This window comes from Candidatus Bathyarchaeota archaeon, from assembly GCA_026014725.1.
GTDB lineage: Archaea > Thermoproteota > Bathyarchaeia > Bathyarchaeales > Bathycorpusculaceae > Bathycorpusculum.
Genome location: JAOZHV010000049.1, coordinates 85,062 through 111,117 on the forward strand (window position 1 = coordinate 85,062; position 26,056 = coordinate 111,117).

Below are 26,056 nucleotides of genomic sequence, written 5' to 3' on the forward strand. Positions count from 1 at the left end.
AGGCTTGGTCGTTAAAGAACTAAAAAATCTCCTATCTTTCCTAACCGTTTTTCCAGTGGCGATGGATAAGGATTTGCTCACTGATTGTGCTAAAAACATGTGGGCTTTTCCACTCATCGGCGCCTTCATCGGTGCGTTAGCTGGCTTATTCGGCTGGGTGATGTTATACTTCTTGCCAGGCATTGTCGTTGGCGGTTTAGTTTTAGCTCTACTGCTATGGATGACTGGTTTGCACCACACTGATGGATTGTTGGACTTCGGTGACGGTGTCATGGTGCATGGTTCAGCCGAGCATAAGGTTGAAGTTATGCATGACCAGTTAACAGGTGCAGGAGCGATTGGTTTGTGTTTGATGACTTATTTGATTACGGCTTTTGCTTTCGTGGCTCTCGGTGGAAACGTGTTTATCGGGCGTTTTGTTATTCCCATTATTGTTCCAGCGTTGATTGTAGTTGAGTTGTCGGCAAAGCTTTCTATGGTTGTGGCTGCTTGGGCTGGAAAATCGGTTCATCAAGGAATGAACTCCTCGTTTCTGGAAGCCATGCATGGTCGTGGTGGCAATTGGCGTTTGCTTGCGGCTTTAGCGTTGTCTTTTGTTGTAGCTTTGCCATTGTTGAGTTGGAGAGGTGTTTTTGCGGTAATCGCTGGAGTTATTACGGGTCTAGTTATGGTTTCCATCGCACACAAGCACTTTAAAGGCGTAACAGGCGACGTGTTTGGTGCTACCAACGAGATAGCCCGAATGGTTAGTGTGATTGCATTGTTGGCGGTGGCTGCATGGTAATTGCGCTTGTTATGGCTGGCGGCAAAGGCACACGCATGAAACTCGCCGAGGAAAAACCGCTCATAAAAGTCTGCGGCAAACCCGTCATCGAATACGTGCTTGCGGCGTTAAAGAACGCTAAAAAAATCGATGATATTATAGTTGCAACTTCAGCTTCGACGCCGAAAACAACACAGTTCATCAAACAATTAGACATAAAAGTCATAGAAACACCAGGCAAAGACTACGTTTCTGACATGGGGTATGCCGTTCAAGACCTCAAACTAGGCGTTTTTTTAGCCATCGCGGCTGACTTGCCGTTGGTGCGAGCCGAAATGATAGATACTATAGTTGAGCGTTATGAGCGATGCGGTAAGCCAGCCTTAACAGTTGCGGCACCGCTTGAAACAAAAACAAAGCTTGGAATGTGCATCGAGTACTCTTTCAAAATGGAAAACCGCGATGTAGTTCCCGTAGGCATTAACGTAATCGATGGAAGCAAACGTTATGGCGATGAATGGCTCGACCAAGACATCTTCCTCTTTGACCGCGAAGAACTTGCCGTCAACATAAACACAGTGCAGGAACTTCAACTTGCAGAACGCTTACTAAAAGAGCAAACTAAAACATGCTCTGGGAACCGTTAGCTACCTACCCCCTATAGGTTTCAACATAGAACCACTATTAGGATACAAATATGTTCAAAATCACTTGGGTTTGAAGAATGCTGCTTTACTTTTTCTTTATTGTTTTAAGCGTTTTTTCAGCTATGGATGCACTGCAGAGCAAGTCGTCGATGGTCGCGGTGAAAGTTGCGAGTTTTCCATCACACTCTATTTGCGTGACCACTTTACTGTTTTCTCTGATGGTTTTAACTTGTAGACCGATTGGGGTTTTGAAATTATCAGGTGAAACCGCTCGTGCAACAGCTTGAGCAGTCTTCTCGTCTTTGTATTCAAGCGTTATTGTCGCTTCCAAGCTTTTCGCCTCGCAACTGTTTACCAACCAAATCATCTACTGACTTAACGAAATCCTCAATCTTGTCTAGGGGCACTTGTGCTCCTGCCGCGATGTTGTGCCCGCCGCCTTTGCCGCCGTGTGCTTCAGAAGCCAAAAGCATAACTTTGCCAAGGTTGACGCCTTTGCTGACTGCGGTTTCGGTTGTTCTAGCTGAGAATTTGGCGGCTTGCTCTTCTTTCACGTTTGCGAAGGCTATAAGCGGCTTCTCGCTGTTTGCTAGGCTTGAGACGATTATGGATGATACTGTGCCGATGATTTTTTCGTTAATAAAATCCTCGCCATATATAACGTAGATGTTGTTGAATTCTCGCATGCGTTCAGGTTTTTCCATCACCCAACCGAGGTACTTGTTTATGTTTTTGCGGTAGTCTTCGAGGATTTTGTTTGCTTCTTCCAAGGCGGCTTGGCGGTCGCCCATGCAGATGGCTATGCCGAGGCTCGGGCGGTCCATTCGTCCCGTCGAGTTCAGCAGTACCGCAAACTCTCTTCCATCGCGTAGTGGAGTGTTTGGTTCTTCTTTGGTTAAAACGTAAATGTAACCGATTAAGTTCTCAACTTCCAGATGCAGACCCTTAGACAAAAGGTGATCAGCTAAAGCAGAGCATAACCGCTTTCGCTCTTCATCGTTTAAGTCTACCAGTGCCCGCCACTTATCGCCCCGCTTGATTGGAATGTTCAAATTTGACAGGAACACTAAGGCTTTGTCTTCTTCGCCGCTCAAACCTGGAATGAACGGGTTGGTCGTGGTAGCAAGCATTCTGTGAATGGGTCGTGTTTCCCTGCCGAAAAAAGTCAAATCCTTCTCCACTTTAAGCAAGCCAGCGGCGACAGCATCATTAACGATTATCTCGTTTAAACAACACAGTTTTCTCTGCTCATACCTGTCCTGCATGTCGCCCAGAGCACCCACCAAAGCGATTGGCGCCAAATCCACGTTCGCTGAATCTACGGCTTTAGCAACAAAATAAGCCACGCCTGAACCGCTGACGTCGCTTGCGCCGTCAATGCCGAATAAGTGCGGGTTAACCTGAACAAAATTACCGTTCGAGGCAGTGCCTGTTATCTGGTGGTGGTCAAGGATTATTATTTTGAAGTTTGGGATTTTCTCGTTGAGCAGGTCAAGGTAGCCACTTCCAAAGTCTGTTAGAATCACCAGTTGCGGCTTGTCAGCGAGAACTTCGCTGATGATTTTCTCGTCAACCCACTGCATCACCCTGATGCGGAACCGCGCATCAAGCCGAAAAAGCGCTTTTCCCATGACTCCTGCAGCAGCAATTCCATCAGCGTCTAAATGCGAAAAAACATGAATGAAGCCGTCTTTCTTTGCCGTCTCTCGAATAGCGTTGGCGGCTTCCTCTGCTGAGGCTAAGAATTGCTTGATGTTTGCTTGCTGCTCAGCCATGTTGCTGTTTCACTTCTTTGGCTTAAAGGCTACGATTGGATTTAAAGCTGGCGCATCCACAATAAAGAATAAAACCCTAAAGTTTGGGGAAAGAAAACCGTTTAGGTTACGGAGGCGATTTTTGCTTCGTACTTCCAGTTCTTAGACAAGACGCCTTCCCGTTTGTAGTAGCGTGAAAGTTTGTGGATTCTGGCTTCGATAATTTGCATGTTGCGTTTGTTGTGGAGGTCTTTCTTGTTCTTGTCCATATGAACCGCAAGCCTCTGCGCCTTCTTAACCAAGTTGCCAAGGTCTTCTGGCATGGTTGGAGCTAATCCTGCGGCTTCAAGCGTGTCACTTATGCTCTTTCCCGTAATTGGCTTCACGAGCGGTATGGCGTATTGGTCTCTTAGGATAGTGCCTATGCTACTTGTGTTGTGACCTTCCTTGGCGAGTTTTATGATGAAGGCTTCTACTTCTTCAGGCTGGTACTTGCACCAGCTTGGAGGGCGCCTGCTGACTGGTCGAATTGAATGTGATTTTCCTTTTTCCTGCTTTGGCATCGTTACACCACAATGTGCACCTAAACCACACTGCACAAATATTTAAAAGTAATCCTATCGAAAGCCAAAAGCTGGAAATTTAAGGGCCATTTAACCGTTCTACCGAGACCGTCGTGTCGCTCTAGCTGCTAAGTAGATGAAGAATCTGGCTATCAAGGATGCTCCTACAAGTATTATTAGTGCTGACCAGAATTGGAACCAACCGTTAAGTGTGCCAGTCAGCAGGAAAATGTTCGCCACAAGGGCTCCGCCAAGCCAGAACACCAAGTTGCCCACAGTTTCAGAAATGCGCCCAAGTGGTGACCGAAACGTTAACCTGAGCGCTAAGATGACAATTTGTAGTATGCCGATGGCTAAGAAAAAATTCATCACAGCCGTGAATACAGTGATGTGTTGGGCTGGATGGGCTGGCGCAGGCAAAGATAGGGTGCTTGAGCCTCCAAGTGGAAAGTGTTGAAAGGTTATGTCTGAAAAGAAATCAAATGTACCATCGATTATGTTAGGTGTTGATACGATTACAAAGCCTAATATTATGAAGAATCCGCCTACTGCTAGGGCAGTGATTAAGCCTTCGTAGATATGTCTGTTTCTGGGTGTTTGACTCATAACTGTTCAATCCACCTGCATAATCTCTTATGTGAGGGTTAGAATTTAACAATTTGTATCGCCTCAGCTTTGGCAGTCATTTTTCTTACATTCGCTTAGAAACATTTATTTAAAAAATTGCTCTCATCCGACGGGATTAAGATGCGATTGAAAGCTCTAGAAGAGAAATACCTCCTGCAAATGGATGTTGAACACGCTTCAAAACTAATCGAGAGAGCACTAAACGAAGTAGGCTTAAAAGATGTAACTGTAAAAAAGTTTGTGCCGCCACGATACTTGCTTATGCAGTACAGCCCAAGCTGGGTAGGCAAAGCATTAGAAATCGAATTCATGTTCCAGAAAGTCGAAGGCGGCACTGAATTGTCAATCAAGTGGCCCTACACAAGAGAAATGCTCAGAAAAGGCGAAAGCCCCGAGTGCTTCTATGATGAGCAAAAGCAAGCCGCTCAGAGAATAGAGCGTTTAATTGAAGAGTTCAAAAAGAAAATCGGGGCAATCGACATTAGTAGCCAATAAACAATCCGTCAATTACTGCTTCCGTTTATACCATTCAGCGAATTTTCTAATTGCATTTGCCCTGTGCGAGTAGCCATTCTTCTCTTCGATGGTCATCTCTGCAAAAGTTTTCTTGCTTCCCTCTGGTTGAAAGATGGGGTCAAAACCGAACCCTGACTTCCCCTGCTTTCTGCGCTCAACTGTGGTTATCTCGCCCTTGGACTCGCCACAAAAACATTCAGGTTCACAAGAAGTCTCTTCATCACAGTACGCTATGACCGACTGAAAAACCGCTCGCCTATCCGTTGCGCCTTCCATCAACTTTAGTATTCCGCTATTGTGGATTGTCTTGTAAGCGTAAGCAGCGTAAGGACCTGGAAAACCGCTCAATGCATCAATGAATAAGCCAGCGTCTTCTACAAAAATCGGCAAGCGGCTCCGCTGGTAAGCGTTTTTTGCGCTTGCTTTGGCTATGTCCTTTAGGTTTTCACTTTGGATTTCATCGCCCTTTAACCTTAGCATGCCTACAGCAATACCGTGCTGGCTCAGGATACTGCATGCTTCATTGAACTTGTTGATGTTGCCTGTGGCGAAAAAAACAACTCTGCCCTTGAGGCTGAAGTCATTGTTTGCGTTCTTCGACATAGCGCCCCCGCCTCTCTATTTCCCTGATTTTCTCATAAACCTTTTCCGCCATTTCAACACCTAAAACCGACGTGTAACCGCACAGAACGCTTTGAAGGCATTCTTCCCAGAACTTGTAATGTGTACTCTGCAGGGCACGCTTCATCAAATGCAAATCTACACCACGCGCTTCTATCTCGGTGTTTTTTTCTCCTAAGCCGAAGTCAACAAAGAACACTCTGCCGTTGCAGCTCAAAATCATGTTTGACGTGGTAAGGTCGCCATGAATCAAGCCATGCTGATGCAGTCGCGCGATGGATTCGCCGATTTTAACGCAAACGTCATGGCGCTGGGCTTTAGCTGCCTTATTCAAAAGTTGCTTAACTTGCTCGCCCTCAATAAACTCCATAACAATCGTGCTCTCAGGCACATTCACCATGTAGATGAGGGGCGTGGCCACTCCTGCGGTTTTGGCTTCATGCATCAACTGTGGCTCATGTATTGTGCGGTAACCACGAATCTGCTTATCAAGCTCGTCTGGACGGTACCGTTTAGGTATGCGCACTTTGATGACAGCTTTTCTGCCATGCCAATCGACGACATAGAGGCTGGCTTCTGCACCTTTCTTTAGAAGTTTTGTTTGGTTTATTTTGTCTATTGTATCCATGGCACATCCACCTTGTCAACCCGCCACCGCAACTTCACGTAACTCTCATCGATTGGCAACACTAACCCATGCTTAAACGCCAACGTACCAGTCCAAGCAATCATGGCACCGTTATCGGTTGCAAACTCGAGCGGAACCACGCTGAAACGCGCATCATGCTCTTCCGCGATGACTGCAAGCATTGATTGCAACCGCTTGTTCGCCGCGACTCCGCCAGTTAGCAAGACTTCTTTCTTTTCGGTGTGTGCCAGCGCACGCTCCGTAACCTCGGTAACCATGGAGAAAGCGTGCTCTTGGAGACTATAACACAAATCCTCCAGTTTGCAATTGCCCCTCTGTAGCAAAGCAGTTGCCGCTGTCAACAGACCGCTAAGCGACAGGTCCATACCCTTCACAACGTAAGGCATGTTTACCAACCTTCTGCCCTTCGCCGCCAGTTTTTCCACGGCAGCACCAAGAGGCAAACCCCGCCTGTGCCTAAGCCCCGCCTCACGCGCAAAAACGTCAAGACAGTTGCCAAGCGCAATGTCAAGCGTTTCGCCGAACACGCGGTAACGTCCCGACTCGAAAGCAGTGACCATAGTGTTGCCTCCTGAAACATATAGCGTCACTGGGTCTGTCGCGCCTGTTTTTAGTTTTCCGATTTCAATGTGAGCTACGGAATGGTTAACTCCCACAAGCGGAATCTCAAGGTACGAAGCCAAGGCTCGGGCAACAGTGGCTCCTGTGCGTAAACATGGTCCTAAGCCTGGACCTTGCGAAAAAGCGATAACTGAAAGTTCTTTTGGTTTTATGCCAGCGGTTTTTAGGGCTTGGTTTAAAACTTTGTCTGCTACTTCGGCGTGGTGTCGTGCGGCTTCTCTTGGGTGTATGCCGCCTTCGGTTGGTATGTAGCCGTCTGACTGATTAGCTAAGATTTCGCCGCCAAAGGTGGCTATGCCTACTCCGAAGTCGTCGGCTGATGATTCGATTCCCAAGCAGTAAGAGCCCGATTCGCGTTTCCTAATGTTCTTCATGCTGTTCCACAGTTATTCGGGGGATACATATTTTTATGTGAATCCAACGCTTATATTACTGTATTATTTGGAATTGACCTAGATATGCCAAAGCGTAATGACCTTGAACAGAAAGCACTCCACTACATCGTTAACACGGGGTTTCAGGGTGTGCTTCAATCAGATTTATGGCGGGAACTTGGCGCAAGTAGCCGTGAAGGCTCCCGCGTCTCGATTAAACTCGAAGAGAAGGGGTTAATTAGACGAGAAAAAGAGCTCCAAGAAGGAAGATGGACATATAGGCTCTACCCAAAGAGGTTGCCAGCCTCCATTGAAACCATTGTGGATTGCCCCTGCTTGCTGTGCCCTGACAACCCGCGATGTGACCCTACTACTGCGATTTCTCCGAAGAGTTGTCAAAGATTAACCGATTGGATACTTAACTTAGGCAAGGAGGCGCCAGATAGCCCGCAAGGTCCAAGCGAACCCAGCATGCCAGAGGATGATTCGGATGCCGAAAGCTTGGATCAAAGATAGAAAACGCGAGTACTACTACCGGAAAGCTAAAGAAGAAAACTATCGCTCTCGGGCTACATACAAACTGGTTCAAGCTAACCAGAAATACGGCTTCATCAGACTACGCGACATAGTTGTTGATTTAGGCGCTGCTCCAGGCGGCTGGATTCAAGCAGCCCGAAAAATGACAGGCAAATATGGCTTTGTTTTAGGCGTAGACTTGAAACCCATTGACCCTTTCACCCAAGAATACATTCGCACCATTGTTGCTGACTTAACCGAGCCTGACGTTGCAGAGCAAATCCTATCTTTTCTGCCCCGCAAAGCTGACGTGGTAATTTCTGACGCGGCACCAAACATCACAGGCGTCTGGGAAGTTGACCACGCAAGACAAATTGACCTAGCAACCAAAGCCATGGAAATCGCCCAACGCATAATGCGGCCAGGCGGCAACTTTTTTGTCAAAGTTTTCGAGGGCGACTTGCTAAATGACTTCATCCAATCAGTAAAGGCTAATTTTGAGGTTGTTAAGATTGTGAAGCCTCAAGCAAGTCGAGCGAAAAGTTCTGAAATGTACCTTTTAGCAATGGGCTTGAAATCGCCTAGCGCCGACGAAACAGAAAGCTAATGTTCCGCTCCGCAGTTCACTGTTTGTGAGGCGAAAAGGAACTGAGAATTATCTCTGCTGATTCAGGCGCTGCAATACTAGACAGTCAGTTTAAGCCAGTTTATCTTGTGGCTTCGGTTTCTGTGCTGGTTGAACCGCCATACAGGGAACCCTCATGCCGATTGGCCGACCCAATTTTTAAGGAAGTTGATACGGGGTTCGAAGCGATTGTGCATGAGGCGGAGTTATGTCTTAGCTTGCTTGGCAACGTGAAAGCTGACGTGGTACACTTAGATATGTCGTTGGGCGGTGTTTCGATTGAAGATTTATCGCCTGTGGAGCTTTCGTATCTGCGTGCCTCAAGAACGGGAAGGCAAAATATCCTTAAAATTCTTCCAAGGCTACGAAAGGTTGCTGGTGAAATAAAACGGCTCCACGGCATTGACATGCTAGCTATTGGTAAAGAGAGCGTTCCTGTGAGGGTTGCTGAGTTAACTGCTGGTGCGGAGGCGGTTTTGTTTGCCTGCAAAAAGGCGGTTGATGATGGCGCGGAGGTTTTGCTTGGTTTACCGCGCATGTGCCAGCCAAGAGTTCTCGATGACCGTGTTTACATGCATTCTTTGATTGCGGCTGAGCATGACCTTAGGGGATTCAGCATTGATGCACAACAAGTTTTAAGAAAGGTTAAATTGTCAGAAACGTTAAACCCTAATGCGCGCGGTTTCCGCGCTGTAAAAATAGTGCCAAAACAAACTTAAGGTTGACTTTGAATGAACTATCCGCAGTTCTGGAAGGAAGCTTCGCTTAGACGCAAAAGAATCTACTCTGTAATCTTTGTGTTAATCCTATCCATAATAGCAACTTTGGTGGGCATGTTAGTTCCTCTTAGCCCGCAAGAAGCGCAATTAATAGTTGACCAACTAAACCGAACAGTAACTGAAAATACTGCTCAAGGCACATTAATCCCGGCTATTTTCATAAACAACTTTTCACTGTGCCTGCTCATGTTCATTCCTCTCATTGGATTAGCAATAGGCCTGTTTATACTATTTAGCACAGGCATGGCGTTTAGGGCTATATTTGACGCACAAGCCGCTAGTGGGCTTTCAGGGGCAACTACACAGATAGAAGCATCGACAGCGATTCTAGCTTTAGCGCTGATAGGAGTAGTATTCCTGCTTGAGTACGTTTCCTACTCAATCGGCATGACAGAAAGCATATGGCTGTTCCGCCGACTATTACAGAATCGATGGAAGGGTGAACTCAAGTACCTTGCCATCTTCATTGGAATTGTTGCGTTGCTGCTGATAGTGGGAGCTATCGTGGAAACGTACACTTTATCGCTTGGGCTTTAACAACCATTTTTTAATTTTTTAGTATTTCCAAGCTTATGTCTAAGGCTTTAACACTGTGAGTTAACTCGCCCATACTTATGACATCAATCTGTGCTTTGGCATAATCTAACAGGTTCTCGCTTGTGATTCCGCCGCTGACCTCAAGCAACACGTTGCCAAACCCAGCTTTTCTCAACATTTCCACTGCACTCTTTGCCTTTGCTGGAGAGAAATTGTCCAGCATAACAATGTCTGCCCCCGCTTTTGCGGCTTTGAGGGCATCCTCAACTGTTGTTACTTCAACTTCGATTTTTTTGGTGAACGATGCTTCAGCTTTAGCTTTTTTTACTGCTTCTTCAGCGTTGCCGATGATTGCTAAATGGTTATCTTTTATGAGAATCATGTCGTCGAGATGGAGCCTGTGCGGGTCTCCGCCTCCAACCACTACTGCTTTTTTGTCAAAATAAAGTAGCCCAGGCGCTGATTTGCGTGTGGCTGCAATTTTAGCTTTAGCGTTTGCTTTCTGCAGTTTTTCTGCAAGCTGCCGGGTTTTGGTTGCGATGCCACTCATACGTGACAAAAGGTTAAGCAGTGTTCTTTCAACTGAGAGAATTGTTTGGGCGTCTCCTGAAAGTTCCATTAGAGCTTGCTTATTTTTGATTTTGTCGCCATCAGCAACTTTGGCTTTCACTTTGAGCCCTACGTATTCGGCTAAAATCGTTGCTTCTTCTATACCAGCGGCTATGCCTTCCTCTTTAGCTATCACGTCTGCTTTTACGGTTAAATTCTTAGGAACAAGCGCTGCTGTGCTGTCGCCTTGTCCAATGTCTTCAGCTAGGATTTGCTTGAGCTTCTCCTCTATAATCCTGCGGGGAATAAACATACTGTGTATTTGTGGCGGTTACTGCTTAAAATTCTTGCTTTTTTAGGTTTAAAAGCGATAGTTAAAAATGAATCAGCCATTACAGTTTACATTATGAGACTGCTACTCAGCTGTTCCGAACTCGGTTTAGGACACGTTTCAAGAATCATACCTTTGGGGAAACGGCTTGAGAAGCATGGTCACGAATTGTTCTTTTTTTCAGGCGGCAAAGCCTACGAACTTTTGAGCAAAGAGTTTAAGCAAGTTTACAAATGCACGCCAATCTCTTGGTACGAAAACGGACACGGCATAATTACTTCTGCCTCTTTAATCAACCTCCTGTTTCCACTGCCGCTTTTTAATTTGGAAAAAAACACGCTTGAAATAAAGAGTTCTAACGCTATGGAAACCATCCACCGCTACTACGACCTTAGAAAAAACATACTCAAAATCGCACCCGACATCCTGATATCGGACGGAGACGTAAACGCGCTTCGCCTTGCAGGACGATGGAAAATCCCAGCGGTCTACATTGAAAACATGATTAGACCAAGCTATGGCTTCTCATCATTCCTCAGTCCAGGCGAACGCTTCATCGAACGCTACTACAAAACCTGCAAAAAAATAGTCATCCCCGACAATCCGCCGCCCTACACGGTTTCAGAATACAGCATCGGCGACATAGCCAACATGGGCTTAGCTGACCGAACCGAATACGTTGGAAGCTTCATAGACACAACACCAGTAAAAGGTGCACAAGAACACATTTTTGCACCAATCAGCGGGCCAATTGGAACCCGCTCTAAACTGCTCAAAACGTTGCTACCGGTGCTTGAGAAGCAAAAAAGCAAATGCATCATAAGTTTGGGTACACCGGGCAAGAAGGCTTTAGCTAAAATCCGCATTCATGAACTTTACACTTGGCTCTCGGCTGAGGAGCGCAGGCAAGCTATGATGAATGCTAAATTTGTGATTTTCAGCGGTGGCCATGCGACATGTTTCGAAACCATAAAGTATGCTAAGCCAAGCATCTGTATCCCGACTCAGCCAGAGCAGTTAGGGAACGCGGCTAAACTGGAAAAGATGAAGTGCGCAATAGTTGCAAAAGGCAGGAATCAGTTGCAAGAAGCCGTAGAGAAGATGGAGTCTGAACTGGGTATTTACACAAGAAACGTTGAGGCGCTCTCGGAGTTTTCAGGTAAATTCAACGGCTTAGACAGGACAGTAGCTATTGTAGAAACTCTGCTGGATTAATGCTGTTCTGCAAGGTTTAGGCGTTTCACTTCGCCGTTGGGTGCTTGTTCCTCAAAAATTATGGCTCTAAACTTGTAGACTTTCGCATCCTTAGTCAGCCAGCTGTCAGGCGGTAGACCTGCTTTCATGCAGCACTGGCACAAAAATTCTTCTTCACACCAGCCCCACTCAACAGGCACCTGCGGCAAGAGCAATCCTTTGTTGTAGCCTCGTTCAATGATTAAGCCGTCTTCGCCGACCTTGATTTTGCTCATGTATTCTTTGGGATTGTTTGCTTCGACGAGTTCTGGCGGTGTTAAGACGCTGACTTCAAAAACAACCTTGTCCAGTTCACTTAGCGCCAAGGGGTAGAACCGTGGGTCCTGTGTTGCCGCGTTTATGGCTGAATCAATAACTGCCTCCGCAAGCGGGTTGGTTGGGTAGGGGTAGCCGATGCAGCCGCGAAGTTCTTTGCTGTTTTTGTTGATGCTGTTTATGGTTACGAAGACGCCGCAGTGTTGGAAGAGTTTTTTTGGTGTGCCTTTTGGGGGTTTGATGGTTTTGTCGTTTTCTAAGTATTCTTTGACGGCGTTTCTGGCAAGTTGGATTAGGAGTTTTCCTTCTTGGGGGGTTAGTTCAAAGCTCATAATGCTACCTTCTACTGGCAGATGTCTAGCCGATTGCTTGTTTTGATAGAAAAGTAATTGGGAAGAGCGGGTTAAAGCTTTGTGGATTCTTCTGTTACGCCTTCCTTAGTTATGATGAGGAAGTCTATGCCGTCGCCGCTCATGGCGTCTCTGCTTATGGCTGACTTTATTGACCGCGTGACAAGTTCTTTTGCTTCTTTGGCGGTCATGTGTTCCTTGTAGCCTTCTTCGATGACGCCTATTGCGATCTCTGTTCCTGAGCCGACCGCGGCATACTTGTCGGGAATAAGTGAGCCTAAAACGTCCAGAACATACAGCGATGGTCCATCCTCATCTAAGCCGCCTACTATGGTTTGTGTGATTAGTGGTGCGTATCTGCGGTTGAACAGTACGTTTGCCATGAGTTTTGCTGCTGACTTCACACTGATTTTTCTGCCCACATCCATGCTGTAGAGGTTGGCTTGCGCCTCCATTTCGCGAGCGAGAATCTGCATGTCTCCGACGAGCCCTGCGCATGCTACGCCGATGCTGTCAGTTACTTTGAAAACTTTTTTGCCGCCTTTACTCATGACAAAATAGCCATAAGTTACTCGTTTTTCAGCAGCCAAGATGACTCCGTCTTTGAAGACTACGCCGACGGTGCTGGCGCCTGGAACCCAAGCGTAACCCTGCTGGGCTTGTTGACCTTGCGGTGGCTGCTGTTCTTGCTGTGGCAGGAGCGGAATTTGAGGAATTTTTGGTAATTGAGGGAGTTGTGGACCATATCCTTCCATAATTTTTCGCCTTTTCGGTTTGATATACACAAGACAATCTATTAAGGTTACTTATAACCATTGTAGCCTGACAAGGTGACCTTCAATGAATGATTCTCAACCGTTGAGGTGCCAGAAATGCAAAAAACCCATCGGTTACGTAACCTCGCTTGCCAAAGGACTGCTTGGTTTCCAGCAACCAGTAACGAATGTTAAGTTGGTGGGGATTTGCATGGAATGCGCCCGAAAAACAAACTGAACGCAGAAACTTTTAACAACAGCCATATCTTTGCAAGACATGACTGCAAGGGGAAAAGCAAGATGATAGGCGTCTATACTCAAAACATTGATGGGGTATGGTTCGGCGTAGCTCTCCGAGAAAAAGCAATCGTAGGCTCATGTTTCAGCGCTAATCAGCAAGCCACCCTAAGTAGCCTCTTGCCCAGAATCCCCTATAATGAGCCCTTCCAAGTTTTCGTTGACCCTTCAGCTTTCGCCAAAAAAGTACTCGCCACTCTAAAGAAAATTTATGACGGTAAGGATGCAGGCGAAGAGGTAGCTTTAGCAATGGATGGCTTACCTGCTTACAGCCAGAAAGTGCTTGCGGCGGCATTAAAAATTCCAGTCGGTTACGTGACTTCTTACGGGGCAATCGCAAAAGCCGCGGGCGGTGGACCCAGAGCAGTCGGGAACGTTATGGCGTCTAACCCTTTCATGCCCATAGTGCCATGCCACAGGGTGGTGAAGTCAGATTTCACCTTAGGCGGTTACGGCGGCGGCTTGAAAGTAAAGTTGGAACTTTTAGGCAAAGAAAAGCGCGGCTATTCATCGCCAAAAGAGGTTCAAGTTGGCGGCGGGCAACTTGAGATTTTTCCCGTTGAATATGTTCTAAGGAAATTTCCTCAGTGTGCGTGGTTACGCAAATCATAAAAGCAGGCGAGCGCAACCTCAAAGGTTGAGGAGCAAACCGTGGTTAACCGTGGTCTCTACGTTGGCAGGTTTCAGCCATTCCATATTGGGCACCTTGACGCCATAAAATATGTTTTAGACCAAGTGGACGAGTTAGTGATAGTCATCGGCAGTGCCCAGTACAGCCACAACAGCAACAACCCGTTCACCGCTGGGGAGAGGTTGGTTATGATTCGCCGAGCACTTTTAGAGGCAGGAGTGGATTATTCGAAGCTGTGGGTTGTGCCAGTTCCAGACGTGCATCTGCACATGCTATGGGTGAGCGCGGTTGAAGGTTACACGCCAAAATTCAACACCCTGTATTCTAATGAGCCGTTGACGCGGAGGCTTTTCATGGAAGCAGGCTACGAGGTCAAAAACATCCCCCTGTTTGATAGGCGAGTCTACATGTCCACCATCATCAGGGAGAAAATGGCTGAGGGCGACAGCTGGAAAAAACTTGTCCCCAAGAGCGTGGCTGAGTTCATTTTGGAGATAGATGGCGTTAACAGGGTTAGGGATTTAGCGCGAACTGACAGGGTGACCTAAACAACTATTTTTTCTTTTGATGCTTGATGGTAGTATCTCCAAGCTAGGTAATACGCAGTAATTATGACTAGTAAAACAACAAAAAGGCTAAAGGGAATATCTATGACCGCAAAGAGGTTGTTAGCTAAATGAAGCAACACAGCGATAAAATAGTACGGCAGAAAGTTTTTCTTGGCAATGCCAAAGGCGGTTATGGCTGTGCTTGAGGTATGAAATACTATCCCTGGAATTCTAGCTATGAACGGCGTATCTAAAAAGAAAACGTATAAGACAAATTCAGCGATTCCAAAGCCTAACCCAATCAGCAAACCCAAAGTTACTATGGAACGTTCTGTTTCACCGTGCCGATAGAAAAGTGGGAAAACTTTGGCTAGCTCTTCAATGAGGGGAGCAAAAATGACAATCGATATGAACGCTGGAAAGTAAACGTAAATTTGGGAAAAGAAAAACGTAAACGGAATGCTCACCAATATTCCCGAGGAAAAGAAGAAGATTAGTTCTTTTATGCCAGGTTTATGAATGGGGATAACGCATTGCCGTTGATTCTCCATAATTATAAGGCTCCAGTAAACAATGAACTAGGTACTTCCTTATCAGCGTTGCCAAACTATTAGAAGCCTGCCGCAATCAAATCAGAGGGCTTCATGAGTTCTCTGAGAAGCACTGTTGCATAGCAGCCTCTAAGCAGCATGAAACTAAGTTTAGCTTGGCAGCCTTCGCCGTTTGTGCCTTCAGAAACGCTTTGCAACTTGAAATCTCTAATTGGAGCACTGACAACTCTCAAACCGCCCTTGCCGCCGACTCTAGACACTGTGTTAAACCGCAATTTGTCTGGCTCCACGCCTTCTTGCGATAAAACTTCCTTTTCAAGCGCACCCATGGCACCCTCAGAAAGCTTCTGTTTAACGCCGAAAACTGGGAGAGCCACACGCAACCTTCCTGCCTTTACTTGAGCGTTAATTTCGTTAAGGTTTTCAGCCGTTGCCACTTTAACCATGCTGGTGAGTGGTAATCCTGAGCGCTCAACCCCAACCACGAAATCTCCAACCGTAGCTTCATTTAGAGGCAACTTATGGTTGATGCGTTCGCTTAGGAAACGGTTGAACAAGTATGACTGGTGTGCTTGAACAAAAAGTGCCAAAAGCTTAACGGGCAACCGTTTGAATGCGCCAACAAAATCAGAGGGGTTCTCAGCCAGATGACTCAGCATTAGCCGCTCAAAACGAAGCTGCTTGGGAAAATTCTCCACTGCTTGCTTGAAATTGCCAGACTCCGCTAGCTCTTGGCGCGCTTGCCTTGAAGCGGGATGCTCATGTACGCTTGGTTTAGCCAAAAAAAGCATGGTTGCGCCCTCAAAATCGCCTTGAGCCAGCGCTTTCCCAACCAAGTGTGTGATGGGGCGTGTGGTGCCGAAGCGTTGGTGCCCAAAAAAGTTTGGGATGCCGCTGACAGCATCAAGTTCGTGTATTGTTTGGGCAACTTGTTTTTCAATAATTTCTTTCGGCTCTTTTAGGTGTTTTATTGTTATGGTGAAGTGGTTGCCCAAAAGATAAAACAGCGCTAACTGTTCCCGAAGGTAACCGATAGGATAAACCGCCACGTCTTTGACGCTAATTTTCTTAGCATCCTCAATCGCAACGTTTTCCAGAGTGATAAACTGCGCAGTAACCGCCTTAGCATCTTTTATCCCTGCAAACTGGACGCGCCCCTGCTCAACCCCCAATGTCTTTGCAACGTTTTTGACTGCGACAAAGGTGTCCCAGTTCCGCTTGACCAAAACACAAAGCAGAAACCTCTGCTTATGAGCGGTGGATGCTAAAACTTTGCTTGGCAAAATACCATTGATGTTGGCTTTAGAACCGTCGACAAGAATTTCTTCAACAACAAAATCATCAACCGCCTCCCGAATGGCACCGCCAACACCGCTGGTCTTGGTTGCGTAAGCCTCAATTCCAAGAAGCTTATCGATTTCGGGGGCAGACAAAAAATCGCCTACAACAACTTAAGTTTGCCAGTTAAACGGTCAATTTTTTCAGCTGGCGCAGGACCAATTCCTAGGCAAGTTATTGTACCCTCAGGAATCTGTGTTAAACCTCTATCAACAATCAACGCGTGCGGCAAACCCAAATCTTCAGCAGCCTCCTCCAATTCACAGAGCTCTTTTTCTCCCTCAACCTTGACCGCGATTTTGCGTTGCCCCTCATACATCCATGCGTCCCACCACTTCTTATGATGAACAAACGCGTCTTGAGCGGCGGAAATCGCTGCGTGCCCTGCTTGTGCTGCAATTTTGCCTTTACCCATCTTTAAATCTGAACGAAACACAAGCACCTGTTTATACTCAAACTCACCCATAGTGATGTCCCACCGTATAGGTTAGCGCCCAAGATTTTAAGCATTTAGAAAAAACTAATTAGCACAACCAGCAGATACCCGTGATGGATGCTTGAAAATGGAGCGCCCCATATACATCACAGAGAACTGCCTAGTAGCCCTTATCACTTCATGTCTGGAAATACCGCACAAAGAAGTCGGCGGATTCCTTATAGGCAAAGAAGAAAACCGTTTCATAAACGGCGGAAGAACTGCGTGCCTAACAGTGGACGTTGCTTACCAAATTAGAACTTGCAAAAGCGGCAAATCCTTCTGGCAGCCTGAAAACATACGTGCGTACCATCGAATAGTTGATACTATAAAATCCATGGGCTTCAACATTGTGGGAGAATATCACAGTCACATCCACAATGTGGCGGAGCTTTCTGAAGAAGACAAGAATTTCATAAAACAAGAAGTTGCAGACCTAAAAGTCTCAAACTGGATAGAGATGATACTGAATATAGAAAGCAAAACATACACTCGCAAACAAAAACAAAGCTTTGACTGCAATTTTTTCAGCAAAAAAATCCGTTGCACCATTCGCGGCATCAGAGACCCCTTAGCGGGCTACTCGATAACGGCTGGAACTTACTGTTTTGACCCAGCTACGGGTGTGTTCAAGGAAGCAAGCGTTTATGTGCCCTAATCAAACCGTATTCTTACGAGCTTGCAAACAGATAGGCGAAGCCAAAATACATTAGAGTCGCCAGCACTGAAGGCTTCCATAATACCTCAAGCAAAAGTCTTCCCTGAAAATCAATCTCGTCAGCATTGCTGAGTGCTCTGTCAACGCCCAGCTTGCCGCAGTACCTTAGCATTTCATCTAACTTATCATCAGAAAGAGAGTTTAGAAAACGTCTCAGCCTAAGCATGACACGGAAATCAAACCTGTATAGCTCATCGCAACGTTGCTGGTAAACCCGCAAGAAATCTGCTGAAACATCACCCTGTTTGAGCGCTTGACTTGCAACTTCCGCCGCCAGTTTGGCGCAAGTTAACCCAAAAATAACTCCGCCGCCCGTGGTCGGCTTAACCTGCGAAGCACAGTCGCCGACAGCTAAAAACCCATTAGCGTAAATCCTTTCGATTGGACCGCCCAAGCTGATGGCATGATAGTTTATTTTAGTAATCTTTGACTTAGACAACATTTTGGAGGCTATGGGATGCTTAAACATGAGCCGATTGAGAAACTCCTGCGGGTTGCCATTGTTGGTTGCCAACCCCACTTTTGCAGTGCCATCACGCCGTGGGATGAGCCAACCGTAAAAGCCAGGCGCATAAGATTTGCCGAAAAACACGCTGACAGCATCCTGCTCAAAGTCTTGAACATTTTCTGCATCAGCCTCCACCGCATAAAGTAACCCGTTTGCTTTGAGCGCTGTTAAGCCCGTTTGTCTTAGAAGCCTTGAAGAGATTCCTTCAGCGTCTAAAACAATTTTAGAAGTTATTCGCTCTTTAGTTCCACCTAAATTAACATCGACGCCTCTGACAAAGCCGTTTTCAATCACCAGTGATTGCACGCGAGAATTCAGAGATAAACTTGCCCCAGCCGCCTCCGCCTGCTTCGCCAAGTACTGGTCAAACATAGCCCTGTTAACTGCGGCGGTGACTGGGCGTGAAAGATGTAGCGAGAACTTGGTGCCTGCAGGCGAGTAAAAGTTGGCTACGCTAAACGTGTTCTCCACCATACCCTCTGGAAGCGGATACAGCCCCATGTTTTTGAGGCTTCTTATGCTGATGTGCCCAGCGCAATGCGAAGGAACACCGACAGTTGGGTGCTCCTCAAAAACCAAGACATTAACGCCTAGCTTAGCCAATTGCAACGCTACGTAGGAACCAACTGGGCCTGCTCCAATGACTATTGCATCAACCGGCTGTTGCCTATTCGCTTTCATCATTATGCTAACTTTATGCTAAGTTCTTTATATAGGGGATAGGGTCTATCGGCAGAGCAAAAAGCTTGCGCTATTTCAGCGAATTTAACCCTTCACAACAGCTATTGGAACAAGCCGCGCAACTTTAGTAGCAATCCCGACCCTGTCACTGACTTCAGCAACCACATCCACATTCTTGTATGCAGGATCAGCTTCCTCAGCCAAAACCGACGCGCTGGCAGCGCGAACCACAATCCCACGCTTCTCCAAACCCGCCTTAATGTCGCCACCCCAATACTGACGCTTCGCAGCTGAACGGCTCATCATCCTGCCAGCGCCATGCGCCGTGGAGCCAAACGTTAAATCCATAGCCTTCTCAGTTCCAACCAGAACCCAAGAGCTCGTGCCCATGCTTCCAGGAATCAACACAGGTTGGCCTTCACTGCGGTAGTCTTTGGGAATATCAGGATGCCCTGCTGGAAAAGCACGCGTCGCACCTTTGCGGTGAACCCAAACCCGCTTTTCCCCGCCGTCAACCTTGTGCATTTCTGCCTTAGCAATGTTGTGAGCAACATCATAAACCAGCTTTAAACCAAACTTTTCAGGGTCCTCACGATAAACCTGCTGGAAGCTCTGCCGCACCCAATGCATAATCGCCTGCCGATTACAAAACGCATAATTCACTGCACAAGCCATCGCTTCAATGTAATCTTTAGCTTCACTGCTGTTGCCGGGTGCGCAAGCTAATTCGCGGTCAGGCAAACTGATCTTGTACTTCTGCACCGCGTGCTCCATCACTCGAAGATAATCAGAACAGACCTGATGCCCATAGCCGCGTGAACCACAATGAATAGTAACCGTAACCTGCCCTTCATGCGTCAACCCAAAAACCTTAGCAGTTTTCTCATTGAAAATTTTGTCAACCTTTTGGATTTCCAAAAAATGGTTGCCTGAACCCAACGTGCCAATCTGCGTTAGCCCACGACTCTTAGCGGTGTTTGAAACCTTGTCAGGATTAGCGTTAGCCATGCGCCCGCCTTCCTCGCAATGCGCCGCATCCTCAGCCCAGCCTAAACCGCGGTCGATAAGCCATTGCACACCCTCCACGACTAACGTTTCTAGGTCACGGTTGGATACGGATAGGTCTTTGCGTCGGCTTCCAAGGCCAGAGGGCACGTTACGGAAAATTGTTTCCGCCAACGGCGCAAGCTTAGGTCTGATGTCTTTTTCGGAGAGTGTAGTTGCTAGTAGGCGAACGCCACAGTTAATATCGTAGCCGACACCGCCAGGACTAATAACGCCGTTCTCATAGTCGGTTGCGGCAACTCCGCCGATGGGAAACCCATAACCTTCATGCCCATCAGGCAAAGTTATTGCATGCTTGTAGATGCCTGGTAGTTGCGCGACATTTGAGCACTGCCACAACGTGCGGTCCGTCTTCATTTTATCCAAGAGTGCCTCGTTGGCAAAAACCATGCCTGGCACACGCATCGCAGACTTGTATTTGGGAATCTGCCACATGTAATCGTTAACTTTCTCTAGCGGAACTTTCTCGGGAGCAGCTCGGCTTTCACTTTCGCCCAAAACTCTTTTCACCTTTCCAAAACAAAGTTGACGGAGACTATAAAATGTTTATGAAGTCTCCCTTGTCTGCTTTTGTTTGGCGTATTCAATGAAGCCTCTCACGCAGTTTTCCAGTACTGTCTTTGAGTAGATGCGGTGATTTTTTACATAGTTTGCTATTCTGCCCATAACAGGGTCTTTGGCGATGATTGCATCACGAGTTTTTTCTAGACTCCAGTTTTCTCGAACTCCTTGCTCGGCAACATCAGCCCATAACTGAAGCTGCACCTTGTAGTCTTTGAGCCGTTTTACTGCATCTGTAGCTTTCCCGAAATGACTAAAGTAAAGCGCCGTAGGCTTGAGGCTGATTAGTTTATCCAAAGAAGCCAAAGCTGAATCAAGATAAAACGGCGGCGGAGTGGTTGGAACCACCACGTCGTATTTGGCAAGGTACGTGCCCGCAGCGTCGCCTGGGAAAATGCCGTTGTTGAATGATTCGTGAAAGCTCAAATTATGCGACGCATGACCCAACGTTTCCAGAACTGTGAGTTTGCCGCCATCGCCCAAATCGAAAGCCCCCTTAGTCAACGGAATTATGCGGTCTTTTGGCACTGGTTCAGGTTTGCCAAAAATTTCGCTGACAAACCCAAGAACAGTTTGTGAGGATGGCCAAAGCCGTTCAGGGTCAATTAGGTGTGGCATGCCGCGTGGGTGAACAAGAACTTTAGCGTTAGGTAGCTGTTTTAGTAGGGTTCCTGCGCCGCCGCCGTGGTCTAAATGCACATGCGTAACCGCAACGTACTCGATAGCTTCAGGTTTTATTCCTATTTCCTGTATGCCCAAGAGGAGGTTAGGCACAGAGTTTGTTGGTCCTGACTCAACAAGCATAGGTTTGGAGCCAGCTATGATGTAGCTACATATAAGCTGCTTAATGCCGCCAGTGTCGAGTTCAACTTGGTAGAGATTTCTTCCAATTCGGGTTGTATGCATATTTTTCACTAACACCGATGTGAAGTAATTGAGGCATAAATATTTCCTATTTGGTGTACGAATAGTTGATGGAATCCTGTTTTAGCTAACTTGATTGGGGCTGAACAAAAATTTAATTATTCAATGTTTCTATGATGAAGACTGTAGGGAGATAATTGGTGTTGAGGGCGATTATATTTGGTGCACCCGGTTCAGGAAAAGGCACATACGCATCTAGACTTCAAGCAAAGCTAGGCATAGAAGTTATAGTTATGGGTGATATGTTCCGCGAAATCCTAAAACAAGACACCGAACTAGGTAAGAAGGTTAAGAGTTACGTTGAGAAAGGGTTGCTTGTTCCCGACGATATAGTCATAGAAACACTAAAACAACGCTTAGCCAAACTGCCCCAAAACAAAGGTTTCTTGATGGACGGCTATCCCCGCACCCTAAAGCAAGCAGAAACCTTGGAAACAATAACAAAAATCGACGTCATACTACTACTAGATGTCCCTGACTGGATAATTATCGAACGCTCATCAACCCGAAGAATCTGCCGAAACTGCAGTACCATCTACAACATCCGCTTCCTGAAGCCTAAAGTGGAAGGCATCTGCGACAAATGCGGCGGAGAACTATACCAAAGGACTGATGATACTCCTGAAGTTATAAAGCAACGGCTACAAGTTTTCAAACAACAAACCCTGCCGATTCTGCAATATTTTAAGGAGAAAAACATACCTGTCATAGTATCCACAACAACATCACTAGAAACACCACCAGAAACCGTAGTTGAACAAATGATAATTGAACTAAAAAAGCTAAGTATAGTCTAAATGTCTAAAATAAACTCTAACAGAACCCTGTCAGGTTCCTCAATTATAACCATGCGATGATAAGTTACTGCTTTAACAGCAACCTTCTGCGCATGCTTTTGCGGGTTAAATTTTTCGCCCCAAACCTTCGCTTTAATTTTGAAGCCTTCGTTTGTTTCTTGCCAATCGGTGATTTGAAATTTGGAGTAAAGCATGTTCTCGGTTTCAAACTTTACGAGTAATGCTTCTAGCCAGTTATAGAGAATTGCATATTGGTCTTCAGCTTCAGCCTCAACGGTTTCTTCTTGGGTTTGCGCAACCTTGCTGGTGTCTGTCATGGTTTCAAACATGGCAAGAGCAGCGTTCTCGTAGGCTTCCTGCATGGTTGCTCCGTGCGCTCGGATGTAAACGTCTGCTGTGTGCTCTAGAAACTCAAATTTTCCTGCGAATTTGTCGGGTTTAGTCATGTCTAACTCGCCTTATTTTTTCAAAGCTAGAAGTAATCTGTCACTTTTTGGCTGGCTACTGCTGTGAGTTTTGCCGCGTTTTCTATGTCTTGTAAGTTTAGCATACCAACTGGGCTGTGGATGTACCGCGTTGGGATTGAGACTACTCCGCTTGGAATTCCTTCTCGTGATAAGAAGATTCTTGCTGCGTCAGTGCTGCCAGGTAAGCCTGCTTCTAGTTGGAAGGGGATTTTTTCTTGTTCAGCAGTTTGGGTTAGCCAGCGTAAAATTTTTGGCGGCGTGATTAATCCAGCGTCAGAAATTGTTAGCGCTGGTCCTTTGCCCATTTTGATGCTGGTATCAGTTTCTTTTATTCCTGGGACATCGCCAGTGGTGGTTACATCTAGGGCTAATGCTAAGTCGGGGTCTACACCGAACGCTGCTGTTGCTGCTCCCCGTAAACCAACTTCTTCTTGAACTGTGCCAACAGCACAGATGGTGTAATCGGTCTTTTGGATGAGTTTTAAGGTTTCAATCATGGTGGCGCATCCTGCTCGGTTATCGAATGCCTTGCCGACAGCGATGCCTTTGCCTAGATTTTCATACTTAATGTCGAAGCTTATTGTGTCGCCGATTGCTACGCCTTTGTTGGCTGCGTCTTCTTTGCTTTCTGCTCCGATATCGATGAAGAGTTCGTCAAACGTGATGACTTTTTTGCGTTCCTCCTCTTTTTGCAGGTGTGGTGGTTTTGAACTTATTACTCCTGTGCAATTGCCATCTTTAGTGTGGATTTTTACTTTTTGGGCTTGAAGGATGTGGTCGTCGATGCCGCCGATTTTTGCGAATTTTATGAAGCCTTCTTTTGTTATGGCTTTAACCATTAAGCCGATTTCATCCATGTGGGCTGCAAGCATGATTTTTGGCGCTTTTGGTTTGCCTTTTTTGATGGCTATTACGTTTTCTAGCTTATCCACTAGAATTTCGTCAGTGTATGGTTTGAGAAGTTTAATCATCAGTTCCCTAACTTGGTTTTCTCTGCCTGTTACGCCGCAGGCGTTTGAGAGTTTTTCTAAGTTCTCGTTTATGGACAATTAGTTTGCCTTCTTTGCTGTGTGGCTAGATTTTGATGGCTTGATTATTAAATGATTGTGGTGCCTTCTTTCTGTAGCTCCCTTTATTTATATTGCAAATAGGCGCTGTGTTAACAGAAGTTTTGTTACTCTGCCGATAGACCCTATCCCCCTATATAAAGCGAGTTTGTTGAGGGGTTTTGTGCGCTTTACTACGACCATCCAGAAGGCGGGCTTATGGAACTTGGCGGGTTTACTACGACCAACCTAAGGGGCAAATGTGCAGTAATGGTCGTAGTAGCGTATGGTCGCAGTAAAAAACCAATGCCAATGGCTTGAAAAACCGCCAACAGCACCTACCCCCTATAGGTTTTTGCGCTCCAAACATTGATTGACAAGTTTGCTATCGTTTATTGTGTTTTCTGGCGGAAACGTAAATTAATTGGGCAACTGAATTGTTCTTAGTTTGTGATTGTTATGAAGGTTGCAGTTTCTGGTAAAGGCGGAGTTGGCAAAACCCTCATTGCTGGCGGTTTAGCCCGTGGCTTTGCTGAACGCAATTATAAGACCATCGCTATTGATGCTGATTCTTCTCCGAATTTAGCTTTAACTTTAGGTTTAACCGCTGAGGAAGCACGCAAGATTGTGCCTATTTCTGAGAATAAGGAGCTTGTGGAATCTAAGACCAGCACGGGTTACAGTGGCGTTTACAATCTAAATTTTAGGGTTGATGACATTGTCAAGGATTATGCTGTTGCTACGCCGCTTGGTGTGAATTTGATTGTCATGGGGACTGTGCGGTCGATGGGTGCGGGATGCATGTGCGCGCCAACAGCTGTTATTCGTGCTTTGCTTAGGCACCTTGTGGTTGAGCGTGATGAAGCGGTTGTTTTGGATCTTGAGGCTGGTGTGGAACATATTGGCAGAGGAACCGCAAGGCAGGTGGATGTGTTGCTTATCGTTGCTGATTCTAACTTGAAGTCGCTTGAGATTGCTAAGCATATTCATGATTTGGCTTCAGCGGCTGGGATGAAGCAGTTGTATCTTGTTGGTAACCGTGTTATGAACGCTGAGCAGAAAGAGGCAATAAAGAGTTATGCTGACAAGAATGGTTTGGTGCTTCTTGATTTTGTGCCCTTTGATGCTAAAGTTACGGAGTCTGATATGTTGGGCAAAACTCCGCTATTGAATAAGGAGATTGAGGCGGTTAAGGTCATAGATGGTATATGTGAGCTTTTGTTAAAGAAGACAGCATGACTTGTTTTTTGGTTGTTGTTGTGTGTGACCTCCTTCCCTCTTACAACAACAAGCTATGGATTGCGTAAAACGTTGTTTTTTGGTTTCTGTTTGCTTTTCGGGTTGCAGACTGGTTGTGCACGCCGCACAAGCGGTGCCGCCGAGAAAGCGGCTTGAGGCAATGTTGAATAAGCCTACTGCCTGAAAACGGTTATTTTGCGGCTTCTTTTCTTGTGTCGCCCTTGACCTGTGTTGTTGCCATTGCGGTGAGCAGCAAAATCCACGCTAAGACAACACCTATGTAAAGAACAAGCCAAGGGGTCTGTTTAGTAATGTCCGAGAGTGTTGCAATCAAAGAACCCGCTATAAGAGTAGTTGCAAGCCATAGAATGTTCACGCGTTTTCCCTTCCTCTTTGTTCCTCCAGCCATGTTCTCAACAGTTTGTATGGCGAGCAGAGCGTCTTTGCCTTGGTCGGAAAGACCGTATTTTCCGTTAACGTCTGTTTTTATTAATCCGTTAAGTTTGCTTAGATGATGTTGAAGGTGACCATTGCTCTCGATTTTTACTTTTTTCTTTAACTCGGCAAAGCCCATCACTTCTTCGTCTAAAGCTTTTAGAATAGTTATGCGTGTAGGGTGACTTAGAGCATCAAAAACTTCGGTGCGTTTCATCTCTTCTTCTGCATTTTCCATGTGACTGGCTCCTCAAAATGTAACTGCTTACTTTACTATTTAATGCCTCTTTTGTAGACTAGACAGTTCACAGACGTTTGATAGCTGAAAGTATTAAATTGTAGAAAATCTTGTGTGCTCTGTCCTCATTCCACTAAATAAGTGACAAGTTGGCAGTTAAGACGTGAGTGTAAAGCTTACTCTCCCACCATGGTTTTTCTTTTCAGCCACTAAGGTTAAGGTGTCAGAAAGCCAGCGGCAACAATTACGGCACCTATGATGACCAAGCCAAACGGGAGATTCCCAGTCACGTTTGATTTAAGCGAGAGGGGGCTAAACAGGAGGTTGCCACGTCGCTTTTCAAAAACAATGTATACACCAGCCAAAATCCCCAGCGCAACCACGATTAAGCCTCCTAAGATGGCAACCACATTAACCAATCGATTTCACCCACCTTACACAACTACGTATT

General features: G+C 46.2%; 34 protein-coding genes. 14 read left to right on the forward strand and 20 right to left on the reverse strand.

Annotation, left to right across the window (positions count from 1 at the left end):
• Nucleotides 1-4: 4 nt before the first annotated feature.
• A complete protein-coding gene (gene cobS / locus NWE95_10100) occupies nt 5-784 on the forward strand; it encodes an adenosylcobinamide-GDP ribazoletransferase (GenBank protein MCW4004248.1) in 780 nt (259 codons plus the stop codon).
• A complete protein-coding gene (locus tag NWE95_10105; protein ID MCW4004249.1) occupies nt 778-1,410 on the forward strand; it encodes an NTP transferase domain-containing protein in 633 nt (210 codons plus the stop codon). Before cobS ends, NWE95_10105 begins: the two co-directional genes overlap by 7 nt.
• A gap of 85 nt (nt 1,411-1,495) precedes the next feature.
• Here the strand turns inward: NWE95_10105 and NWE95_10110 are convergent, their stop codons facing one another.
• The 4 genes from NWE95_10110 to NWE95_10125 all read right to left on the reverse strand — a co-directional run bounded on the left by NWE95_10110 (nt 1,496) and on the right by NWE95_10125 (nt 4,333).
• A complete protein-coding gene (locus NWE95_10110) occupies nt 1,496-1,741 on the reverse strand; it encodes a KEOPS complex subunit Pcc1 (protein MCW4004250.1) in 246 nt (81 codons plus the stop codon).
• A complete protein-coding gene (locus tag NWE95_10115) occupies nt 1,719-3,185 on the reverse strand; it encodes a DHH family phosphoesterase (GenBank protein ID MCW4004251.1) in 1,467 nt (488 codons plus the stop codon). The genes NWE95_10110 and NWE95_10115 overlap by 23 nt, the downstream gene beginning before the upstream one ends.
• A 101-nt stretch (nt 3,186-3,286) precedes the next feature.
• A complete protein-coding gene (locus NWE95_10120; GenBank protein MCW4004252.1) occupies nt 3,287-3,727 on the reverse strand; it encodes a 30S ribosomal protein S15 in 441 nt (146 codons plus the stop codon).
• Nucleotides 3,728-3,826: 99 nt separating this feature from the next.
• A complete protein-coding gene (locus tag NWE95_10125) occupies nt 3,827-4,333 on the reverse strand; it encodes a hypothetical protein (protein MCW4004253.1) in 507 nt (168 codons plus the stop codon).
• A 147-nt stretch (nt 4,334-4,480) separates the two neighbouring features.
• Between NWE95_10125 and NWE95_10130 the strand changes: the two genes are divergently transcribed.
• Nucleotides 4,481-4,849: a hypothetical protein gene (locus NWE95_10130; protein MCW4004254.1), complete on the forward strand. Its 369-nt coding sequence runs from the start codon at nt 4,481-4,483 to the stop codon at nt 4,847-4,849.
• Between the two features lie 12 nt (nt 4,850-4,861).
• Here the strand turns inward: NWE95_10130 and NWE95_10135 are convergent, their stop codons facing one another.
• Genes NWE95_10135 through kae1 form a run of 3 tightly spaced genes read right to left on the reverse strand, consistent with a single transcriptional unit; the run spans nt 4,862 to nt 7,135 of the window.
• Nucleotides 4,862-5,473 carry an XTP/dITP diphosphatase gene (locus NWE95_10135; GenBank protein ID MCW4004255.1) on the reverse strand — a complete coding sequence of 204 codons (612 nt, stop codon included), beginning with the start codon at nt 5,471-5,473 and terminating at the stop codon, nt 4,862-4,864.
• On the reverse strand, nt 5,451-6,119 hold the full coding sequence (locus NWE95_10140) for a KEOPS complex kinase/ATPase Bud32 (protein ID MCW4004256.1): 669 nt from the start codon (nt 6,117-6,119) through the stop codon (nt 5,451-5,453). Before NWE95_10140 ends, NWE95_10135 begins: the two co-directional genes overlap by 23 nt.
• Nucleotides 6,107-7,135 (reverse strand): KEOPS complex N(6)-L-threonylcarbamoyladenine synthase Kae1, encoded by a 1,029-nt coding sequence (kae1, locus tag NWE95_10145; protein MCW4004257.1) that lies wholly within the window; start codon nt 7,133-7,135, stop codon nt 6,107-6,109. The genes NWE95_10140 and kae1 overlap by 13 nt, the downstream gene beginning before the upstream one ends.
• A gap of 84 nt (nt 7,136-7,219) precedes the next feature.
• On the opposite strand from kae1, the gene NWE95_10150 reads away from it, so the two are divergent.
• The 4 genes from NWE95_10150 to NWE95_10165 are packed head-to-tail and all read left to right on the forward strand — an operon-like array spanning nt 7,220 to nt 9,592.
• Nucleotides 7,220-7,651 carry a transcriptional regulator gene (locus tag NWE95_10150; protein ID MCW4004258.1) on the forward strand — a complete coding sequence of 144 codons (432 nt, stop codon included), beginning with the start codon at nt 7,220-7,222 and terminating at the stop codon, nt 7,649-7,651.
• Complete coding sequence (locus tag NWE95_10155) at nt 7,626-8,258, forward strand: RlmE family RNA methyltransferase (GenBank protein MCW4004259.1); 633 nt, start codon at nt 7,626-7,628, stop codon at nt 8,256-8,258. The genes NWE95_10150 and NWE95_10155 overlap by 26 nt, the downstream gene beginning before the upstream one ends.
• A 50-nt stretch (nt 8,259-8,308) precedes the next feature.
• The gene (locus NWE95_10160; protein ID MCW4004260.1) at nt 8,309-8,995 is read left to right on the forward strand and encodes a DUF4152 family protein; all 687 of its coding nucleotides are present in this window, start codon (nt 8,309-8,311) and stop codon (nt 8,993-8,995) included.
• A gap of 12 nt (nt 8,996-9,007) precedes the next feature.
• Nucleotides 9,008-9,592 (forward strand): stage II sporulation protein M, encoded by a 585-nt coding sequence (locus tag NWE95_10165; protein ID MCW4004261.1) that lies wholly within the window; start codon nt 9,008-9,010, stop codon nt 9,590-9,592.
• Nucleotides 9,593-9,602: 10 nt separating this feature from the next.
• Here NWE95_10165 and nadC read toward each other — a convergent pair whose 3' ends face one another.
• Entirely contained in the window at nt 9,603-10,454 is an 852-nt protein-coding gene (gene nadC / locus NWE95_10170) for a carboxylating nicotinate-nucleotide diphosphorylase (GenBank protein ID MCW4004262.1), read from the reverse strand.
• A gap of 93 nt (nt 10,455-10,547) precedes the next feature.
• On the opposite strand from nadC, the gene NWE95_10175 reads away from it, so the two are divergent.
• The gene (locus tag NWE95_10175) at nt 10,548-11,687 is read left to right on the forward strand and encodes a hypothetical protein (protein ID MCW4004263.1); all 1,140 of its coding nucleotides are present in this window, start codon (nt 10,548-10,550) and stop codon (nt 11,685-11,687) included.
• Here the strand turns inward: NWE95_10175 and NWE95_10180 are convergent.
• Complete coding sequence (locus NWE95_10180; protein ID MCW4004264.1) at nt 11,684-12,313, reverse strand: TIGR00296 family protein; 630 nt, start codon at nt 12,311-12,313, stop codon at nt 11,684-11,686. The genes NWE95_10175 and NWE95_10180 overlap by 4 nt on opposite strands.
• A 71-nt stretch (nt 12,314-12,384) precedes the next feature.
• On the reverse strand, nt 12,385-13,086 hold the full coding sequence (gene psmB / locus NWE95_10185; protein MCW4004265.1) for an archaeal proteasome endopeptidase complex subunit beta: 702 nt from the start codon (nt 13,084-13,086) through the stop codon (nt 12,385-12,387).
• Nucleotides 13,087-13,171: 85 nt separating this feature from the next.
• Here psmB and NWE95_10190 point away from each other — a divergent pair, with 85 nt between their 5' ends.
• From NWE95_10190 to NWE95_10200, 3 genes are read left to right on the forward strand one after another with little or no spacing between them, the layout of a single operon-like run.
• A complete protein-coding gene (locus tag NWE95_10190) occupies nt 13,172-13,324 on the forward strand; it encodes a hypothetical protein (GenBank protein ID MCW4004266.1) in 153 nt (50 codons plus the stop codon).
• Nucleotides 13,303-13,995 (forward strand): methylated-DNA--[protein]-cysteine S-methyltransferase, encoded by a 693-nt coding sequence (locus tag NWE95_10195; protein ID MCW4004267.1) that lies wholly within the window; start codon nt 13,303-13,305, stop codon nt 13,993-13,995. The genes NWE95_10190 and NWE95_10195 overlap by 22 nt, the downstream gene beginning before the upstream one ends.
• Before the next feature lie 39 nt (nt 13,996-14,034).
• Nucleotides 14,035-14,562, forward strand: a complete 528-nt coding sequence (locus NWE95_10200; protein ID MCW4004268.1) for a nicotinamide-nucleotide adenylyltransferase — start codon at nt 14,035-14,037, stop codon at nt 14,560-14,562.
• On the opposite strand, the gene NWE95_10205 is transcribed toward NWE95_10200, so the two are convergent.
• The 3 genes from NWE95_10205 to pth2 are packed head-to-tail and all read right to left on the reverse strand — an operon-like array spanning nt 14,559 to nt 16,917.
• Nucleotides 14,559-15,113 carry a PrsW family glutamic-type intramembrane protease gene (locus NWE95_10205; protein MCW4004269.1) on the reverse strand — a complete coding sequence of 185 codons (555 nt, stop codon included), beginning with the start codon at nt 15,111-15,113 and terminating at the stop codon, nt 14,559-14,561. The genes NWE95_10200 and NWE95_10205 overlap by 4 nt on opposite strands.
• 59 nt (nt 15,114-15,172) lie before the next feature.
• Nucleotides 15,173-16,546 carry a tRNA pseudouridine(13) synthase TruD gene (truD, locus tag NWE95_10210; protein MCW4004270.1) on the reverse strand — a complete coding sequence of 458 codons (1,374 nt, stop codon included), beginning with the start codon at nt 16,544-16,546 and terminating at the stop codon, nt 15,173-15,175.
• 8 nt (nt 16,547-16,554) lie between these two features.
• The gene (gene pth2 / locus NWE95_10215) at nt 16,555-16,917 is read right to left on the reverse strand and encodes a peptidyl-tRNA hydrolase Pth2 (GenBank protein ID MCW4004271.1); all 363 of its coding nucleotides are present in this window, start codon (nt 16,915-16,917) and stop codon (nt 16,555-16,557) included.
• A gap of 97 nt (nt 16,918-17,014) precedes the next feature.
• Here pth2 and NWE95_10220 point away from each other — a divergent pair, with 97 nt between their 5' ends.
• Nucleotides 17,015-17,584: a Mov34/MPN/PAD-1 family protein gene (locus NWE95_10220; protein MCW4004272.1), complete on the forward strand. Its 570-nt coding sequence runs from the start codon at nt 17,015-17,017 to the stop codon at nt 17,582-17,584.
• 13 nt (nt 17,585-17,597) lie between these two features.
• Here NWE95_10220 and NWE95_10225 read toward each other — a convergent pair whose 3' ends face one another.
• From NWE95_10225 to NWE95_10235, 3 genes are all read right to left on the reverse strand, one after another.
• Entirely contained in the window at nt 17,598-18,836 is a 1,239-nt protein-coding gene (locus tag NWE95_10225) for an NAD(P)/FAD-dependent oxidoreductase (GenBank protein MCW4004273.1), read from the reverse strand.
• Nucleotides 18,837-18,917: 81 nt separating this feature from the next.
• A complete protein-coding gene (locus NWE95_10230) occupies nt 18,918-20,333 on the reverse strand; it encodes an RtcB family protein (GenBank protein ID MCW4004274.1) in 1,416 nt (471 codons plus the stop codon).
• A gap of 111 nt (nt 20,334-20,444) precedes the next feature.
• Nucleotides 20,445-21,365 (reverse strand): MBL fold metallo-hydrolase, encoded by a 921-nt coding sequence (locus NWE95_10235; protein ID MCW4004275.1) that lies wholly within the window; start codon nt 21,363-21,365, stop codon nt 20,445-20,447.
• A gap of 161 nt (nt 21,366-21,526) precedes the next feature.
• On the opposite strand from NWE95_10235, the gene NWE95_10240 reads away from it, so the two are divergent.
• Nucleotides 21,527-22,180, forward strand: a complete 654-nt coding sequence (locus NWE95_10240; protein MCW4004276.1) for a nucleoside monophosphate kinase — start codon at nt 21,527-21,529, stop codon at nt 22,178-22,180.
• Here NWE95_10240 and NWE95_10245 read toward each other — a convergent pair.
• Together NWE95_10245 and NWE95_10250 are read right to left on the reverse strand one after the other, a co-directional pair.
• Entirely contained in the window at nt 22,177-22,626 is a 450-nt protein-coding gene (locus tag NWE95_10245) for an archease (GenBank protein ID MCW4004277.1), read from the reverse strand. The two genes, NWE95_10240 and NWE95_10245, sit on opposite strands and share 4 nt — an antisense overlap.
• Before the next feature lie 26 nt (nt 22,627-22,652).
• On the reverse strand, nt 22,653-23,690 hold the full coding sequence (locus NWE95_10250) for a M42 family metallopeptidase (GenBank protein MCW4004278.1): 1,038 nt from the start codon (nt 23,688-23,690) through the stop codon (nt 22,653-22,655).
• A gap of 462 nt (nt 23,691-24,152) precedes the next feature.
• Between NWE95_10250 and NWE95_10255 the strand changes: the two genes are divergently transcribed.
• On the forward strand, nt 24,153-24,932 hold the full coding sequence (locus NWE95_10255; protein MCW4004279.1) for an AAA family ATPase: 780 nt from the start codon (nt 24,153-24,155) through the stop codon (nt 24,930-24,932).
• Between the two features lie 190 nt (nt 24,933-25,122).
• Here the strand turns inward: NWE95_10255 and NWE95_10260 are convergent, their stop codons facing one another.
• Complete coding sequence (locus NWE95_10260; protein ID MCW4004280.1) at nt 25,123-25,605, reverse strand: winged helix-turn-helix domain-containing protein; 483 nt, start codon at nt 25,603-25,605, stop codon at nt 25,123-25,125.
• 215 nt (nt 25,606-25,820) lie between these two features.
• Nucleotides 25,821-26,024 carry a hypothetical protein gene (locus NWE95_10265; protein MCW4004281.1) on the reverse strand — a complete coding sequence of 68 codons (204 nt, stop codon included), beginning with the start codon at nt 26,022-26,024 and terminating at the stop codon, nt 25,821-25,823.
• Between the last annotated feature and the right edge of the window lie 32 nt (nt 26,025-26,056).

What these genes read in the sequence shown, in the direction of transcription:
- pth2 (MCW4004271.1), bottom strand. Translation starts at nt 16,917, where the DNA reads ATGGGTGAGTTTGAGTATAAACAGGTGCTTGTGTTTCGTTCAGATTTA.
- NWE95_10245 (MCW4004277.1), bottom strand. Translation starts at nt 22,626, where the DNA reads ATGACTAAACCCGACAAATTCGCAGGAAAATTTGAGTTTCTAGAGCAC.
- NWE95_10105 (MCW4004249.1), top strand. Translation starts at nt 778, where the DNA reads ATGGTAATTGCGCTTGTTATGGCTGGCGGCAAAGGCACACGCATGAAA.
- NWE95_10135 (MCW4004255.1), bottom strand. Translation starts at nt 5,473, where the DNA reads ATGTCGAAGAACGCAAACAATGACTTCAGCCTCAAGGGCAGAGTTGTT.
- psmB (MCW4004265.1), bottom strand. Translation starts at nt 13,086, where the DNA reads ATGGAAGGATATGGTCCACAACTCCCTCAATTACCAAAAATTCCTCAA.
- NWE95_10120 (MCW4004252.1), bottom strand. Translation starts at nt 3,727, where the DNA reads ATGCCAAAGCAGGAAAAAGGAAAATCACATTCAATTCGACCAGTCAGC.
- NWE95_10220 (MCW4004272.1), top strand. Translation starts at nt 17,015, where the DNA reads ATGGAGCGCCCCATATACATCACAGAGAACTGCCTAGTAGCCCTTATC.
- NWE95_10150 (MCW4004258.1), top strand. Translation starts at nt 7,220, where the DNA reads ATGCCAAAGCGTAATGACCTTGAACAGAAAGCACTCCACTACATCGTT.
- NWE95_10190 (MCW4004266.1), top strand. Translation starts at nt 13,172, where the DNA reads ATGAATGATTCTCAACCGTTGAGGTGCCAGAAATGCAAAAAACCCATC.
- NWE95_10195 (MCW4004267.1), top strand. Translation starts at nt 13,303, where the DNA reads ATGCGCCCGAAAAACAAACTGAACGCAGAAACTTTTAACAACAGCCAT.
- NWE95_10230 (MCW4004274.1), bottom strand. Translation starts at nt 20,333, where the DNA reads ATGTGGCAGATTCCCAAATACAAGTCTGCGATGCGTGTGCCAGGCATG.
- nadC (MCW4004262.1), bottom strand. Translation starts at nt 10,454, where the DNA reads ATGTTTATTCCCCGCAGGATTATAGAGGAGAAGCTCAAGCAAATCCTA.
- NWE95_10165 (MCW4004261.1), top strand. Translation starts at nt 9,008, where the DNA reads ATGAACTATCCGCAGTTCTGGAAGGAAGCTTCGCTTAGACGCAAAAGA.
- NWE95_10235 (MCW4004275.1), bottom strand. Translation starts at nt 21,365, where the DNA reads ATGCATACAACCCGAATTGGAAGAAATCTCTACCAAGTTGAACTCGAC.
- NWE95_10175 (MCW4004263.1), top strand. Translation starts at nt 10,548, where the DNA reads ATGAGACTGCTACTCAGCTGTTCCGAACTCGGTTTAGGACACGTTTCA.
- NWE95_10205 (MCW4004269.1), bottom strand. Translation starts at nt 15,113, where the DNA reads ATGGAGAATCAACGGCAATGCGTTATCCCCATTCATAAACCTGGCATA.
- NWE95_10260 (MCW4004280.1), bottom strand. Translation starts at nt 25,605, where the DNA reads ATGGAAAATGCAGAAGAAGAGATGAAACGCACCGAAGTTTTTGATGCT.
- NWE95_10255 (MCW4004279.1), top strand. Translation starts at nt 24,153, where the DNA reads ATGAAGGTTGCAGTTTCTGGTAAAGGCGGAGTTGGCAAAACCCTCATT.
- kae1 (MCW4004257.1), bottom strand. Translation starts at nt 7,135, where the DNA reads ATGAAGAACATTAGGAAACGCGAATCGGGCTCTTACTGCTTGGGAATC.
- NWE95_10155 (MCW4004259.1), top strand. Translation starts at nt 7,626, where the DNA reads ATGCCGAAAGCTTGGATCAAAGATAGAAAACGCGAGTACTACTACCGG.
- NWE95_10225 (MCW4004273.1), bottom strand. Translation starts at nt 18,836, where the DNA reads ATGATGAAAGCGAATAGGCAACAGCCGGTTGATGCAATAGTCATTGGA.
- NWE95_10180 (MCW4004264.1), bottom strand. Translation starts at nt 12,313, where the DNA reads ATGAGCTTTGAACTAACCCCCCAAGAAGGAAAACTCCTAATCCAACTT.
- NWE95_10140 (MCW4004256.1), bottom strand. Translation starts at nt 6,119, where the DNA reads ATGGATACAATAGACAAAATAAACCAAACAAAACTTCTAAAGAAAGGT.
- NWE95_10115 (MCW4004251.1), bottom strand. Translation starts at nt 3,185, where the DNA reads ATGGCTGAGCAGCAAGCAAACATCAAGCAATTCTTAGCCTCAGCAGAG.
- NWE95_10125 (MCW4004253.1), bottom strand. Translation starts at nt 4,333, where the DNA reads ATGAGTCAAACACCCAGAAACAGACATATCTACGAAGGCTTAATCACT.